Below are 14,502 nucleotides of genomic sequence, written 5' to 3' on the forward strand. Positions count from 1 at the left end.
AGGCCCCCAGCCTGCGATGCTCATTGCACGGGCTGACCGGGCAGCGGCTTGAGATTCGCCTCGACGCGACGGTTCTGCGCACGCCCATCGGCAGTGGCGTTGTCGGCGATCGGCTGGTCCGGGCCGGCACCGCGGCTGGACAGGCGGCTGCCGTCGATGCCCTGGGCGGTCAGGTAGCTGGTCACGCTCTGCGCACGACGCTGGGACAGCGCCATGTTGTGCTGACGTGAACCGGTGCTGTCGGTGTAACCGACGATCTCGATGCTGTTGTTCTGGAACTGCTGGAACGAGGTCGCCAGGTTGTTCAGCGGTGCATAGAAGCTGGGCGCGATATCCGCGGAGTCCGTGGCGAAGGTGATATTGCCGGGCATGATCAGCTTGATGTCATCCCCCTGACGCTGCACCTCCACACCGGTGCCCTCCATGCTGCGGCGCAGTTCGGCTTCCTGACGGTCGGCGTAGTAGCCATAGCTGGCACCCGCAGCACCGGCGAGTACGGCACCAATGGCCGCGCCCTTGCCGCGGTCATCGTGGCTGATTGCAGCGCCGACCGCCGCACCGGCAAGCGCCGCCAGGCCGCCGTAGGTGGCGGTACGGTGGCCACCGCCGCTGGCTGCGCCACCACCGGCGTTGTCGTAGGGGTTGTTCGAGGCACAGCCAACCAACAGGGCCAGAGCGGTGGCACAGGCGAGCGGACGTAAAACTGCAGGCATGGTTCATCTCCTTGCTGGGAGCGGAAGGTTCCCGTTGGAACCCGCTTACGCCTCTAAATTCAAGTCGATGTCAGCGCTATTTGCCCGCTGGCCGGAACGCGCCCGGTTACTTTATAGTGACCGACCTCCCTTCACCCGATGACAGCCTGACAATGTCCCAAGCTCGCCAGATTCTCGTTACCAGCGCCCTGCCCTACGCCAACGGTTCGATCCACCTTGGCCACATGCTCGAGTACATCCAGACCGACATGTGGGTGCGCTACCAGAAACTGCGCGGCAACCAGTGCATCTACGTCTGCGCGGACGATGCCCACGGCTCGGCCATCATGCTGCGTGCAGAAAAGGAAGGCATCACCGCCGAACAGCTGATCGACGGCGTCAAGGCCGAGCACAGCGGTGACTTCGCCGACTTTCTGGTGGAGTTCGACAACTTCCACTCCACCCACTCGCCGGAAAACCGCGAGCTGTCGGAGTCGATCTACAAGGCGCTGCGTGACAATGGCCACATTGCCACTCGCTCGGTGACCCAGTATTTCGACCCGGAAAAAGGCATGTTCCTGGCCGATCGCTTCATCAAGGGCACCTGCCCGAAATGCGCGACACCCGACCAGTACGGCGACAACTGCGAAAAATGCGGGGCCACCTACGAGCCCACCGAACTGAAAGACCCGCGTTCGGCTATTTCCGGTGCGGTGCCGGTGCTCAAGGACTCCAAGCATTTCTTCTTCAAGCTGCCGCAGTTCCAGGACATGCTGCAGAAATGGACGCGTAGCGGCACGCTGCAGGACTCGGTCGCCAACAAGCTCGCCGAATGGCTCGATGGCGGCCTGCACGAGTGGGACATCAGCCGTGATGCACCCTACTTCGGCTTCGAGATTCCCGACGAGCCGGGCAAGTATTTCTACGTCTGGCTGGATGCGCCGATCGGCTACATGGCCAGCTTCAAGAACCTCTGCGCACGTCGCCCGGAACTGGATTTCGACGCGTTCTGGAAGAAGGATTCCAACGCCGAGGTGTATCACTTCATCGGCAAGGACATCGTCAACTTCCACGCCCTGTTCTGGCCTGCCATGCTCGAAGGTGCCGGCTACCGCAAACCGACCGCCATCAACGTGCACGGCTACCTGACCGTGAACGGACAGAAGATGTCCAAGTCGCGCGGCACCTTCATCAAGGCGCGCACCTATCTGGATCACCTCAACCCGGAATATCTGCGCTACTACTACGCGGCCAAGCTCGGGCGTGGCGTCGATGACCTCGACCTGAACCTCGAGGACTTCATCCAGAAGGTCAATTCGGACCTGGTCGGCAAGGTGGTCAACATCGCCAGCCGTTGCGCCGGTTTCATCCACAAGGGCAATGCCGGCGTGCTGCTGGCGGCCAACCCCGAACCTGAGCTGTGGAATGCTTTCCAGAGCGCCGCACCGAGCATCGCCGAAGCCTACGAGAGCCGCGACTTCGCTCGCGCCATGCGTGAAATCATGGCCCTGGCCGACCGGGCCAATGCCTGGATCGCCGACAAGGCGCCATGGTCGCTGGCCAAGCAGGAAGGCAAGGCCGACGAGGTGCAGGCGGTCTGTTCTTTGGGCGTCAACCTGTTCCGTCAACTGGTGATCTTCCTCAAGCCGGTGCTGCCGCATTTGGCGCGCGATGCCGAAGCCTTCCTCAACGTCGCACCGCTGGCCTGGGATGACCTGGCCACGCCACTGGCCGATCATCAGTTGAATCCGTTCACCCCACTGCTCAGCCGCATCGAAGCGGCCAAGGTCGACGCCATGGTCGAAGCCTCCAAGGAAGACCTGGCCGCCGCCGCCCAGCAGGACGCTCCCCGAGGCAATGGCGAACTGACGAAGGATCCGCTGGCCGCCGAAATCGCCTTCGACGCCTTCGCGGCGGTCGACCTGCGTATCGCGCTGATCGAGAAGTGCGAGTTCGTGGAAGGTGCCGACAAGCTGCTGCGCCTCACCCTGGATATCGGTGACGAGAAGCGCAACGTGTTTTCCGGCATCAAGAGCGCTTATCCGGACCCAAGCAAGCTCGAAGGTCGCCTGACGCTGTACGTGGCCAACCTGGCCGCACGCAAGATGAAGTTCGGCGTGTCGGAAGGCATGGTGCTGGCTGCAGGCCCTGGCGGCGAAGAAATCTACCTGCTCAGCCCGGACAGCGGCGCCAAGCCGGGTCAGCGCGTCAAGTAAGCGCATTAGTGGCCGTAGGGTGGATGACGCTCTTTTCATCCACCGCTTTGACCGCGAGATTGTGGCTGGGTAAAGCCTCAGCTACGCGCCACGATCCACCTTATGTACTGAGTATCGGACATAGTGCATCCGAGAGGCATTGCCACGCAGAGCGTGAGCAACGATCGGAATGCGCCCCACCTCCGCCTTGATGCTGCCCTGGCAGGCGCGGAGCAACACCGTCAACAGCTCTCGAGGTACAAGGATGTTTCTCAATCGTCCCCCACTGCTCGCCCTCTTCGCCTCGCTGCTGTTGTTCGGCGGTTGCTCGCCGTCCGGCGACAGCCGCTCGCCCGCTGGCGCGGCGCTATTGGGTGAAACCGCGCAGCTGGGCGCGTTCCTCGCCTACGAGCACAGCGTGGGCATTCGCCTCCCCGTCGAGCAGGTCGAACCGCGCCTGGCGGCCGTGCGTGAAGCGTGCAGCAGCCAGCGCTTCGGCCAGTGCGACCTGCTGGCCATCGAGCAGAGCCAGGGCCACTACCAGGCAGCCAGCATTACCGTGCGCATCGCTCCGGCGGGCGTCGAGCCGCTGGTTGGTTTTGCCGGCGAAGGCGGCGAGCTGCAGAGCCGTCACACCCGTGCCGAGGACCTCGCCCAGGCCGTCAGCGATACCGAGCAGCAACGCCAGCGCCTGGAACGCCAGCAGAAAACCCTGCTGCAGTATCAGGCCCGTGGAGACCTCAGCGTCAGCGACATGCTCGCCCTGGCCCGGGAACTGGCCGAGGTGGAGGTGCAGCTGGCGGGCGCGGCCCAGCAGTCTGCCCAGCAGCAGCGCCGTCTTACCACCAACCTGCTGACCCTGAGTTTCAGTACCGAGGGCGAACCGATCGGCCGCCTGGCACGTATTGGCGAAGCCGCTGGCGGCATGCTCGACAACGCCACCGAAGGCGCTACGGAAGCCCTCAAGCTGCTCGGCTACGGCATTCCCTTCGTGATCATCCTGTTCCCGCTGGCCCTGCTGGTCCGCTGGCTGTGGCGCAAGGCCAGCCGCGCCCGAAACAAGGTCTGAGTGAGCCCAGGCGACGCCGTGCTGCTGTACCGGGCGCGGCGCATGCCGGATAATGCACGGCCAACGTTTCAGCCAGACCAGCAACACCCATGATCGAATCTCGCGACCTTTCCTGCATGCGCTCCCACGGGCCGACCCCGTGCGAGCGACGCCGCGTGCCTCGACCATGAGCAACGCCCTGCGCATCGCGGCCATAGACGCCCTGCTACCGCAGACGCAATGCGGTAAATGCGGCCACCCGGGCTGCCAGCCTTATGCCGAGGGCATCGCTGCAGGCGAAGCGATCAACAAGTGTCCGCCAGGTGGCACCGCCACCATCCACGCACTGGCCAACCTGCTGCAGGTTCCGGAATTGCCACTGGCGCTACCGGCGACACCCGCGCAGATCGCGGTGATCCGCGAAGCCGAGTGCATCGGCTGCACCAAATGCATCCAGGCCTGCCCGGTGGATGCCATCGTCGGCGCCGCCAAGCTGATGCATACGGTGATCAGCGACGAATGCACGGGTTGCGAACTGTGCATCGCGCCCTGCCCGGTGGACTGCATCGACCTGATCACCCTGACTGCGCCGCAGGCGAGCATTCAGCGCGAACGTGCCGACCAGTTTCGTGCTCGCCATCAGGCACGCCTGGCCCGCCAGGCCCGCGACGATGCCCGCCGCCGCGCGGCACGCAGCACACCGGTCGCGCGCGCCCAGGCGGAAACTGCGGTTAGCCGTGCCACCAGCGATGACGATCAGGCCGCACGCCTCAAGCGTCTGAAAATCGAAGCGTCGATGGCCAAGGTCGCCTACGAGAAGATCCGCAAGCAGGTGGCCATGCACCCCGACTCACCGTTCACGGCGCAGCTCGATGCCCTGCAACATGCCAGCGAGCAAGCCGCAGCGGCACTCCAGGTCGCTCAGCACGCCGTGCCATCAGCGCTCACAGTCGCGGCAGCCAGCGACGATGGCGCGTTGAAACGGGCGAAGATCGATGCGGCGATGAGCCGTGCGCAGTTGCAGAAAGCACTCAAGGCCTTTGGCGAAGCGCCCGATGCCCACCAGCGACGACAGCTCGATACACTGCGCCAGGCAGCCGAGAAGGCACAACGGCAGTTGGACGAGCGACTGCCCACCCCCTCCGACAAGACATCCGATGCCGGGGAGCAGGCGCTGAAACAGGCCAAGATCGAAGTCGCCAACCGCCGCGCAGCGCTGCAGTCCGGCGAACGTCGAGGCGTCGATGACGCCCTGCTGAGTACCTTGCGGGCAGACTACGCCGCGGCGCAACAGGCGCTGCACGATGCCGAGCAGCGCTGTGGCAAACCCGCGCCCCAGCGCGTACTGGTCGACAAGGCCGGCGTGAGCGCCGAACTGCGCCAGCTGAAAACCGACCTGGCCTACGCCCGTGCCGACCTGAGCAGACTGCAACGCAGCGCTGACACCGAAAGCGACACCCTGAATGCAGCACTCGAACGCCTTGCCGTCGCCGAACGCCGGCTGCAAGCGCATATCAGCGCCACCTAGAGCGCGCCGACTACCGTGAACCGCCCTGACGATGAACGCCGCCAAACGCCTTGAAATCTTCCGCCGCCTGCACGAAGACAACCCGGAGCCGAAGACCGAGCTGGCCTACAGCACACCCTTCGAACTGCTGATCGCGGTGATTCTGTCCGCTCAGGCCACCGATGTCGGGGTCAACAAGGCCACCGCCAAACTCTATCCGGTGGCCAATACCCCGGAAGCGATTCTGGCCCTGGGCGTCGAAGGGCTCAGCGAATACATCAAGACCATCGGCCTGTACAACAGCAAGGCCAAAAACGTCATCGAGACCTGCCGCATGCTCGTCGAGCTGCACGGCAGCCAGGTTCCGCAATCCCGTGAAGCGCTGGAGGCGCTGCCAGGCGTCGGTCGCAAGACCGCCAACGTGGTGCTCAATACCGCTTTTCGGCAGTTGACCATGGCGGTGGACACGCACATTTTCCGGGTCAGCAATCGCACCGGCATCGCTCCAGGCAAGAATGTGGTGGAGGTGGAGAAGAAACTGCTGAAGTTCGTACCCAGGGATTTCCTCCTCGATGCCCACCACTGGTTGATCCTGCACGGACGCTACGTTTGCCAGGCGCGCAAGCCGCGCTGCGGCAGTTGCCGGATCGAGGACCTGTGCGAATACAAACTGAAAACCTCCGACGATTGAGGCTTCATACAGTTCTTGTATGAGTCGATTGAAAAAATCTTTTTTACTCGCTTCACGTTTGCCCTTATAAGGTCGGCAAATGGCCCCTGTAGCCGGGAGTGAAGCGCATGAGCAACGGCAAAGAAGACCTGGAACTGGAAGACGACTTCGTCAGTGACGAAACGGACAACAGCGAAGCGCCCGTGGAAGTGGCGAAAACCAACCTGACCAAGCGACGCATCATCGACAACTTTCTCGAGGAGCGACGCCTGCACAAGCAGTTGGCCGAATACGATTTCGATCTGTAAACCCGTATCGGAGCCGGATAAAAGATGCCCGTATCGATCGATACGGGCATTTTCGTTCAGCGCTCGTCCGGAGCGATGCGGCCTAGTTTCGACGATCAGAGCCCATCCAGATAGCGTTCCACGTCCAGAGCCGCCATGCAACCAGCCCCCGCCGAGGTAATGGCCTGCCGGTAAACGCTGTCCGCTACGTCACCGGCGGCGAATACCCCAGCGATGCTGGTGGCGGTGACATTGCCGTCACGGCCGCCATTGACCTGCAGATACCCCTCTCGGAGCGCCAACTGACCGTCGAAGAGTGCGGTGTTCGGCGTGTGCCCTATGGCCACGAACAGCCCGTCCACCTGCAAGTCCCGGGTGCCACCTTCGCGCTCGCGCAAGCGCACCCCGGTAACGCCCGACGCATCACCGAGCACCTCATCCACCTCGGCATTCAGTGCCAGCACGATGCGCCCCTCGGCAACCCGAGCCTGCAGTTTGTCCTGCAGGATCTTTTCCGCCCGGAAGCCATCGCGCCGGTGAATCAGCGTCACCCGACTGGCGATATTGGCCAGGTACAACGCTTCCTCCACGGCCGTATTGCCACCGCCAACCACCGCGACCTCGCGATTGCGGTAGAAGAAACCGTCGCACGTGGCACAGGCGGATACGCCCTTGCCCATGAACGCCTGCTCGCTGGCCAGCCCCAGATAACGGGCGCTCGCTCCCGTAGCGATGATCAGTGCATCGCACATGTAGGACACGCTGTCGCCAACCAGGGTGAAAGGTCGCGCAGCCAGATCAACCGCCTGGATATGGTCGTAGACGACTTCGGTCTCGAACCGCTCGGCGTGGATCTGCATGCGCTGCATCAGATCCGGACCGGTCAGGCCATGGGCATCGCCGGGCCAGTTGTCCACTTCCGTGGTAGTGGTCAGTTGGCCGCCGGCCTGCAACCCGGTGATCAGCAGTGGCCTGAGATTGGCACGGGCGGCATACACCGCCGCGCTGTAACCGGCAGGGCCGGACCCGAGAATGATCACACGCGCATGGCGCACACTGGACATCGCAAACTCCTCACGGCACATCTGCCGGGAAAGGGAGCCTTCGGCAACGGGCAGGAATCTGCCAGAAGTGGCTCCGCAAAGGGATGCGAGAAGACTACGGGCCACCTGGACAGGGACGGAAATGTCCTTTGCCAATCCCGCGCATAGCCGTGGCCTATGACGCCGGTGGTAACGCCGTCGCGCTTTCCCAGGGGCGGCAAAATGGGTAAGGTCGCGCGACGTTCATTTTCTGGAGACATTGTCATGCGCGCCCCCGTGCTGTCCGGCCCGCAATACCTCAGCGAGGGCCTGAAGCTGGTATTGAGCCCCGGCCTGCGACTGTTCGTGCTGCTGCCCCTGGCGATCAACCTGCTCCTGTTCAGCCTGATGATCGGCTTCGCCATTCAGCAGTTCAGCGGCTGGGTAGACGCCTTCATGCCGAGCCTGCCCAACTGGCTGAGCTTCCTGCAGTACATTCTCTGGCCGCTGTTCGTGGTTCTGGTGGTGCTGATGGTGTTCTTCACCTTCACCATGCTGGCCAATATCGTCGCGGCACCGTTCAATGGCTTTCTCGCCGAGAAGGTCGAGGTGGTGGTACGTGGCGAGGACAATTTCCCGCCGTTCAGTTGGGCCGAGCTGCTTGCCATGGTACCGCGCACCCTGGGCCGCGAGGCGCGCAAGCTGGCGTACTTCCTGCCCCGGGCGCTGGGCCTGCTGGTCCTCTCCTTCATCCCGGTGGTCAACTTGGTGGCCGCGCCGCTGTGGCTGCTGTTCGGCGTGTGGATGATGGCCATCCAGTACATCGATTACCCGGCGGACAACAACAAGGTGAGCTGGCAGGACATGCTCGCCTGGCTGCGTGAGAAACGCTGGCAGTCACTGGGTTTCGGCGGCATCACCTATGCCGCGCTGCTGATTCCCTTCGTCAATATCCTGATGATGCCCGCCGCCGTTGCAGGCGCGACCCTGTTCTGGGTGCGCGAGGGCGGCGTCAGCGATGGCGCGCGGGCTGTCACGAAAACGCCACACTGATGTCACAAACGCTACATGACAGCGGCCCAGACTGCTGTCATGAGCACTCCCCCGCTATTCATCGCCCTGGTCAGCGAAACCTTCAGCCCGGAAATCAATGGGGTGGCCAATACCCTCGGCCATCTGGTCACCGGGTTGCGCGCGCGCGGTCATCGCCTGCAACTGATCCGGCCCCGACAGGCCGCCGATGCAACCGCGATCAACGATGACGACCTGCTGCTCACCCGCGGCTGGCCGCTACCCGGCTACCGGGGCCTGCAATGGGGCCAGTCGGCACGTCACAAGCTGCTGCGCCTGTGGCGCAGGCAGCGCCCGGATGTGCTCTACATCGCCACCGAAGGGCCGCTGGGCTTGTCCGCCCTGAGAGCCGCTCGGCGCCTGCGCATCCCGGTGATCAGCGGCTTTCACACCAACTTTCAGCAATACACCGGGCATTACGGCATCACCTTGCTGACCCGGCTGCTGACCAACTACCTGCGCTGGTTTCACAACGCCTCACGCATGACCCTGGTGCCTAGCCTCAGCCAGCGCTGCGAACTGCAGCGTCGCGGTTTCGAGCGCCTGGAACTGCTTGCCCGTGGCGTCGATGCCCACCTGTTCAACCCGGCCCGGCGCAGTGACGAATTACGCCGCAGTTGGGGCCTCGATGAGCAGGATATCGCCGTGCTGCACGTCGGCCGGCTGGCTGCGGAAAAGAATCTGGATCTGCTGGTGAGCACCTTCCAGGCCCTGCAGCGACAACGTGCAGGGCAGCGGCTCAAGCTGATCGTGGTGGGTGACGGCCCGCAGCGCGACAGCCTGCAGCGGCAACTGCCGGATGCGCTGTTCTGCGGCATACAGCGTGGCGAAACCCTGGCCGAGCACTACGCCAGCGGCGATCTGTTCCTGTTTCCCAGCCTCTCGGAGACGTTCGGCAATGTGTTGCTCGAGGCCATGGCAGCAGGGCTGGGGGTAGTCGCCTTCGATCAAGCGGCAGCCGCTCAACACGTCGAGCACGGCCACTCCGGCATGCTGGCCAGCGCCGATGACCAGCGTACCTTCATCGAAGCCGCCAACTGGTTGATCGAAGACAGGGAGAACCTGCGCCGGGTACGTCTCAATGCGCGCCGTCACGCGGCCAGACAGAGCTGGGCATCGATCATCGAAGAGTTCGAAAACCACCTGCACGGCGCGATCCATGGCGACGACAGGCAAAGCGCTGCGCGTACCGCCGCGGTAGCGATCGAGACGAAGCGGGCGCATTAAGCCAGCCCAAGCTGGGGCCGCATACGAGACAGGCCGCCTGATCGGCGGCCTGTGTCATTCAGGCCAGCGCTTTCTCGATGGCCTGGATCAGGGCAGGATCATCCGGAGCGGTGCGCGGCGAGAAGCGCGCCAGCACGCGACCATCCTGGCCGACCAGAAACTTCTCGAAGTTCCAGGTGATGTCACCGGGAAACTCGGCGCCCTCGCCGGCCAGCAGTCGATACAGAGGATGGCGGCTACTGCCGTTGACTTCGAGCTTGCTGCTCAGCGGAAAGGTGACCCCGTAGTTCAGGCTGCAGAACTGCGCGATCGCCGACTCACTGTCCGGCTCCTGGCCCGCGAACTGATTGCACGGCACACCCAGTACACTGAAACCCTGGGCTGCATACGCCTGCTGCAAGCGCTCCAGCCCCGCATACTGCGGCGTAAGCCCGCACTTCGAGGCCACATTGACCACCAGCACGACTTTGCCCTTGAGCGGAGCCAAAGGCAGCTCCTGGCCATCCAGTGCGTGCAGTGTCAGGTCGTGAAAGGCGCTCATGGTGTGCTCCGGGTAACGCTAATACGGATGAAGAAGAGACGAAAAAGGCGCCGAAAAAGGCGCCTTTTCGTGACTGCAGCTTAGCAGTCAGGGGTGACCAGCGGCCAGCAGCGAAAGATCGACTGCCGACATACGGATCAGTGGTGGTGACCACCTTCGCCGTGCACGTGACCGTGGGCGACTTCTTCGGCGCTGGCATCACGCACGTCGACGACCTTGACCGCGAAGGTCAGGCGCTGGCCGGCCAGCGGGTGGTTGCCGTCGACGATCACGTCGTCGCCGTCCAGCTCACGGATGGTGACGATCTGCATGCCGCCGTCCGGGCCGGATGCGTGGAACTGCATGCCGACCTCCAGTTCGTCGACGCCTTCGAACATCGAGCGGTTCAGGGTGGCGACCAGCTCAGCGCTGTATTCGCCGTAGGCTTCTTCAGGCTCGACGGAGACATTGACTTCGTCACCGGCCTGCTTGCCGACCAGTGCCTTCTCGAGACCGACGATGATGTTGCCAGCGCCGTGCAGGTAAACCAGCGGCGCGCCGCCAGCGGAACTATCGATTACCTCACCGGCATCGTTGGTCAGGGTATAGTCGATGGAAACGGCCTTGTTGGCGGCGATCTGCATGGGGCGAACCTTTTGCTCGAGGAAAATGAACGTGAGATTGTAACCAAGGGACGATGCGAAAGCGACCCAACCCCAGACGGGCGGGCCGCATCGGGCATTACCCTGGTCGGTTTTGAGCAGGATCATGACGGTCACTGGGTGGCTGTCTTATCTTGTGGCCATACTCAACACCTGCGCCATCAGCCTCCCTGGCAAAATCGCGCCTGGGTGCTCGATGCCGTGCAACGGCGCACACGTATCGGCACGAACTTCACCTGTGGCTGGTGTGTCGCAGCGCTAGCCGAAACGCCTAAGGACTTCTGAATGCCCGCACGCAATATTCTGGTGATCAACTGCGGTAGCTCCTCCATCAAGTTCGCGCTGGTCGATCCCGACCAGACCCAGTTCGCCATCAGCGGCCTGGCCGAACGTCTCGGTAGCGCAGATGCCGTTCTGCACTGGCAGCGCGATGGCATCAAGCACAGTCAGGCGATTGCCGGTGACGATCACCGTGCAGCCCTCGCCCACCTGCTTGCGCGGGTGCAGGAAGCCACCGGCGGCCATCTGCATGGCATCGGCCACCGGGTGGTGCATGGTGGCGAACACTTCACCAGCGCCCAGCGCTTGGACGATGAAGTGATCGCGGCGATCCGTGCGGTGGCACCCCTGGCGCCACTGCACAACCCTGCGGGCCTGCTAGGCATCGAAGCCGCGCTGGCGCTGTACCCACAACTGCCTCAGGTCGCGGTGTTCGACACCGCCTTTCACCAGAGCCTGCCCGAGCATGCCTACCGCTACGCCGTGCCGGAACATCTGTACCGCGACCACGGCGTACGCCGCTACGGTTTCCACGGCACCAGCCACCGCTTCGTCAGCGCCCGCGCTGCCGAGCTGACCGGCCTGCCCATCGACGACAGCGCATGGCTGGTCGCCCACCTGGGCAATGGCTGTTCGACCTGCGCCGTGGTCAACGGCCAGAGCCGCGATACCAGCATGGGGCTGACCCCACTGGAGGGGCTGGTGATGGGCACCCGCAGCGGTGACGTTGACCCCAACCTGCACAGCCACCTCTCGCGCACCCTGGGCTGGAGCCTGGAGCAGATCGATCGCATGCTCAACCACGACAGCGGCCTGCTCGGTCTGTCCGGCCTCTCCAACGACATGCGCAGCCTCGAACAGGCCCGTGAAGAAGGGCATGCCGGCGCGACCCTGGCCATCGAGGTGTTCTGCTACCGGCTGGCCAAGTCCCTGGCGGCCATGAGCTGCGCCCTGCCGCGTCTGGACGGGCTGATCTTCACCGGCGGCATCGGCGAAAACTCGCCACTGATCCGCAGCAAGACGGTCGCCCACCTGAGCCTGCTCGGCCTGAAACTGGACGCCACGGCCAACGCGCGCTGCCTGCGTGGCGTCAGCGGGCCTATCCATGCGCAAGACCATATTCGGGTGCTGGTGGTGCCCACCAACGAAGAGCGACAGATCGCCCTCGACACACTGGCGCTGCTCGACTGACACGGAGAACCCCATGCACACCTTCTTCATTTCCCCGACCGGCTTCGGGGTCGGCCTCACCTCCATCAGCCTGGGCCTGGTAGGCGCCCTGGAAAGGGCCGGTCTCAAGGTCGGTTTCTTCAAGCCGATCGCCCAGCCACACCAGGGCGACGCCGGTCCCGAGCGCTCCAGCGAACTGGTCGCTCGCACCCATGGCCTGCACTCGCCCAAGCCGCTGGCGCTCGCTCACGTCGAGCGCCGCCTGGGCGATGGCGACCTGGACGAGTTGCTCGAGGAAATCATCAGCCTCTATCAGGAGGCCGCCAAGGACAAGGACGTGGTGATCGTCGAAGGCATGGTGCCAACCCGCCAGGCCAGCTACGCGGCACGGGTCAACTTCCATCTGGCCAAGAGCCTGGATGCCGACGTGATTCTGGTCTCCGCCCCAGAGCAGGAAAGCCTCAGCGAGCTGTGCGACCGCGTGGAAATCCAGGCCCAGCAGTTCGGCGGGCCGAAAGACCCCAAAGTACTCGGGGTGATCCTCAACAAGATCCGCAGTGACGACGGTCTGGAAGCGTTCGCTGCACGCCTGCGCGAGCACTCCTCGCTGCTGCGTCATCCGGAATTCCGCCTGCTCGGCTGCATTCCCTGGCTCGACGAATTGAATGCACCGCGCACCCGCGATATCGCCGAACTGCTCGGCGCCCGTGTGCTGAACGCCGGTGACTACGAACAGCGCCGCATGCTGAAAATCGTGCTCTGCGCCCGCGCCGTGGCCAACACCGTGCAGTTGCTCAAGCCCGGCACGCTAGTGGTGACGCCAGGCGATCGTGACGACATCATTCTCGCGGCCAGCCTGGCGGCCATGAACGGCATGCCGCTGGCCGGCCTGTTGCTGTGCAGTGACTTCGCCCCTGACCCACGCATCATGGAGCTATGCCGTGGCGCGCTGCAGAGCGGCCTGCCGGTGATGACCGTAAGTACCGGCTCCTACGATACCGCCACCAACCTCAACCGGCTGAACAAGGAAATTCCGGTCGACGACAAGGAGCGTGCCGAGAAGGTCGCCGACTTCGTTGCCAGCCACCTCGACCACGACTGGCTTGCCGCCCGCTGCGGCAGCCCCCGTGAACTGCGCCTGTCGCCCCCCGCGTTTCGCTACCAGCTGGTGCAACAGGCCAAGGCAGCCAACAAGCGCATCGTCCTGCCCGAAGGCGCCGAGCCGCGCACCGTGCAGGCCGCGGCCATCTGTCAGGCACGCGGCATCGCCCGCTGCGTGCTGCTGGCCAAACCCGAAGAAGTGCATGCAGTGGCGCAGGCTCAGGGCATCGAGCTGCCACCGGGCCTGGAGATTCTCGACCCGGATCTGATCCGCGAGCGTTATGTCGAGCCGATGGTCGAGCTGCGTAAGGGCAAGGGCCTCAACGCCCCCATGGCCAGCGCTCAGCTCGAAGACACCGTGGTGCTGGGTACCATGATGCTGGCCCTGGACGAGGTCGACGGCCTGGTGTCCGGCGCGGTGCACACAACGGCCAATACCATCCGCCCGGCGCTGCAGTTGATCAAGACCGCACCGGGCTACAACCTGGTGTCTTCGGTGTTCTTCATGCTGCTGCCTGATCAGGTTCTGGTCTACGGTGATTGCGCGGTCAATCCGGACCCCAACGCAGAACAACTGGCCGAAATCGCCCTGCAGAGCGCCAGTTCGGCACAGGCCTTCGGTATTCCACCGCGCGTGGCCATGCTCAGCTACTCCACCGGCGACTCCGGCAGCGGTGAGGAAGTGGAGAAGGTCCGCGAGGCGACCCGTCTGGCGCGCAAGGCCAACCCGGATCTGCTCCTCGATGGCCCCTTGCAGTACGACGCCGCCGCCATCGAAAGCGTGGGCCGGCAGAAGGCGCCCAACAGCCCGGTGGCCGGCCGCGCCACGGTGTTCATATTCCCGGACCTGAATACCGGCAACACCACTTACAAGGCCGTTCAACGCAGCGCCGACTGCATCAGCGTCGGCCCCATGCTGCAGGGCCTGCGCAAGCCGGTGAACGACCTGTCCCGCGGAGCGCTGGTCGACGATATCGTCTTCACCATCGCGCTCACCGCGATTCAGGCCGCCAACATGCGCCAGTGAGGCTCCGCCAGTTCGAGCGCAGCC

General features: G+C 64.0%; 14 protein-coding genes. 10 read left to right on the forward strand and 4 right to left on the reverse strand.

Going from position 1 to position 14,502, the window contains the following annotated elements:
* Window positions 1-20 precede the first annotated feature (20 nt).
* Entirely contained in the window at window positions 21-713 is a 693-nt protein-coding gene (locus tag QRN22_RS01530) for a YiaD family glycine zipper/OmpA-like lipoprotein (protein WP_042555232.1), read from the reverse strand.
* 152 nt (window positions 714-865) lie between these two features.
* On the opposite strand from QRN22_RS01530, the gene metG reads away from it, so the two are divergent.
* The 5 genes from metG (at window position 866) to QRN22_RS01555 (ending at window position 6,420) form a co-directional block, all read left to right on the forward strand.
* On the forward strand, window positions 866-2,908 hold the full coding sequence (gene metG / locus QRN22_RS01535) for a methionine--tRNA ligase (protein WP_042555231.1): 2,043 nt from the start codon (window positions 866-868) through the stop codon (window positions 2,906-2,908).
* Between the two features lie 244 nt (window positions 2,909-3,152).
* Window positions 3,153-3,956 (forward strand): DUF4349 domain-containing protein, encoded by an 804-nt coding sequence (locus QRN22_RS01540; RefSeq protein WP_042555230.1) that lies wholly within the window; start codon window positions 3,153-3,155, stop codon window positions 3,954-3,956.
* Window positions 3,957-4,122: 166 nt separating this feature from the next.
* Entirely contained in the window at window positions 4,123-5,463 is a 1,341-nt protein-coding gene (locus QRN22_RS01545; RefSeq protein ID WP_042555355.1) for an RnfABCDGE type electron transport complex subunit B, read from the forward strand.
* Window positions 5,464-5,494: 31 nt separating this feature from the next.
* Entirely contained in the window at window positions 5,495-6,133 is a 639-nt protein-coding gene (nth, locus tag QRN22_RS01550) for an endonuclease III (RefSeq protein ID WP_042555229.1), read from the forward strand.
* Window positions 6,134-6,240: 107 nt separating this feature from the next.
* A complete protein-coding gene (locus QRN22_RS01555) occupies window positions 6,241-6,420 on the forward strand; it encodes a PA3496 family putative envelope integrity protein (protein ID WP_042555228.1) in 180 nt (59 codons plus the stop codon).
* 95 nt (window positions 6,421-6,515) lie between these two features.
* Here QRN22_RS01555 and trxB read toward each other — a convergent pair whose 3' ends face one another.
* Window positions 6,516-7,463, reverse strand: coding sequence for a thioredoxin-disulfide reductase (gene trxB / locus QRN22_RS01560; protein WP_042555227.1), 948 nt, complete (start codon window positions 7,461-7,463; stop codon window positions 6,516-6,518).
* Between the two features lie 243 nt (window positions 7,464-7,706).
* Here trxB and cysZ point away from each other — a divergent pair, with 243 nt between their 5' ends.
* Window positions 7,707-8,474 carry a sulfate transporter CysZ gene (cysZ, locus tag QRN22_RS01565; RefSeq protein WP_042555226.1) on the forward strand — a complete coding sequence of 256 codons (768 nt, stop codon included), beginning with the start codon at window positions 7,707-7,709 and terminating at the stop codon, window positions 8,472-8,474.
* A gap of 39 nt (window positions 8,475-8,513) precedes the next feature.
* Window positions 8,514-9,719: a glycosyltransferase family 4 protein gene (locus tag QRN22_RS01570; RefSeq protein ID WP_042555354.1), complete on the forward strand. Its 1,206-nt coding sequence runs from the start codon at window positions 8,514-8,516 to the stop codon at window positions 9,717-9,719.
* 58 nt (window positions 9,720-9,777) lie between these two features.
* Here the strand turns inward: QRN22_RS01570 and QRN22_RS01575 are convergent, their stop codons facing one another.
* Entirely contained in the window at window positions 9,778-10,260 is a 483-nt protein-coding gene (locus QRN22_RS01575) for a glutathione peroxidase (RefSeq protein WP_042555225.1), read from the reverse strand.
* A gap of 137 nt (window positions 10,261-10,397) precedes the next feature.
* Window positions 10,398-10,883: an FKBP-type peptidyl-prolyl cis-trans isomerase gene (locus tag QRN22_RS01580; protein WP_042555353.1), complete on the reverse strand. Its 486-nt coding sequence runs from the start codon at window positions 10,881-10,883 to the stop codon at window positions 10,398-10,400.
* A 138-nt stretch (window positions 10,884-11,021) separates the two neighbouring features.
* Here QRN22_RS01580 and QRN22_RS26505 point away from each other — a divergent pair, with 138 nt between their 5' ends.
* From QRN22_RS26505 to pta, 3 genes are read left to right on the forward strand one after another with little or no spacing between them, the layout of a single operon-like run.
* Window positions 11,022-11,186 carry a DUF3565 domain-containing protein gene (locus QRN22_RS26505; RefSeq protein WP_413694640.1) on the forward strand — a complete coding sequence of 55 codons (165 nt, stop codon included), beginning with the start codon at window positions 11,022-11,024 and terminating at the stop codon, window positions 11,184-11,186.
* Window positions 11,187-12,371 (forward strand): acetate kinase, encoded by a 1,185-nt coding sequence (locus QRN22_RS01590; protein WP_042555224.1) that lies wholly within the window; start codon window positions 11,187-11,189, stop codon window positions 12,369-12,371.
* 13 nt (window positions 12,372-12,384) lie between these two features.
* A complete protein-coding gene (pta, locus tag QRN22_RS01595; protein WP_042555223.1) occupies window positions 12,385-14,478 on the forward strand; it encodes a phosphate acetyltransferase in 2,094 nt (697 codons plus the stop codon).
* The last annotated feature ends 24 nt before the right edge of the window (window positions 14,479-14,502 follow it).

It is taken from the genome of Pseudomonas sp. MEJ086 (assembly GCF_030209025.1).
Classification (GTDB): Bacteria; Pseudomonadota; Gammaproteobacteria; order Pseudomonadales; family Pseudomonadaceae; genus Aquipseudomonas; species Aquipseudomonas fulva_A.

Excerpts from the sequence above, each read along its gene's own strand:
- QRN22_RS01540 (WP_042555230.1), top strand. The coding sequence starts at position 3,153 with ATGTTTCTCAATCGTCCCCCACTGCTCGCCCTCTTCGCCTCGCTGCTG.
- nth (WP_042555229.1), top strand. The coding sequence starts at position 5,495 with ATGAACGCCGCCAAACGCCTTGAAATCTTCCGCCGCCTGCACGAAGAC.
- QRN22_RS01580 (WP_042555353.1), bottom strand. The coding sequence starts at position 10,883 with ATGCAGATCGCCGCCAACAAGGCCGTTTCCATCGACTATACCCTGACC.
- QRN22_RS01530 (WP_042555232.1), bottom strand. The coding sequence starts at position 713 with ATGCCTGCAGTTTTACGTCCGCTCGCCTGTGCCACCGCTCTGGCCCTG.
- QRN22_RS01545 (WP_042555355.1), top strand. The coding sequence starts at position 4,123 with ATGAGCAACGCCCTGCGCATCGCGGCCATAGACGCCCTGCTACCGCAG.
- metG (WP_042555231.1), top strand. The coding sequence starts at position 866 with ATGTCCCAAGCTCGCCAGATTCTCGTTACCAGCGCCCTGCCCTACGCC.
- QRN22_RS01575 (WP_042555225.1), bottom strand. The coding sequence starts at position 10,260 with ATGAGCGCCTTTCACGACCTGACACTGCACGCACTGGATGGCCAGGAG.
- QRN22_RS01555 (WP_042555228.1), top strand. The coding sequence starts at position 6,241 with ATGAGCAACGGCAAAGAAGACCTGGAACTGGAAGACGACTTCGTCAGT.
- pta (WP_042555223.1), top strand. The coding sequence starts at position 12,385 with ATGCACACCTTCTTCATTTCCCCGACCGGCTTCGGGGTCGGCCTCACC.
- QRN22_RS01570 (WP_042555354.1), top strand. The coding sequence starts at position 8,514 with ATGAGCACTCCCCCGCTATTCATCGCCCTGGTCAGCGAAACCTTCAGC.
- trxB (WP_042555227.1), bottom strand. The coding sequence starts at position 7,463 with ATGTCCAGTGTGCGCCATGCGCGTGTGATCATTCTCGGGTCCGGCCCT.
- QRN22_RS01590 (WP_042555224.1), top strand. The coding sequence starts at position 11,187 with ATGCCCGCACGCAATATTCTGGTGATCAACTGCGGTAGCTCCTCCATC.
- cysZ (WP_042555226.1), top strand. The coding sequence starts at position 7,707 with ATGCGCGCCCCCGTGCTGTCCGGCCCGCAATACCTCAGCGAGGGCCTG.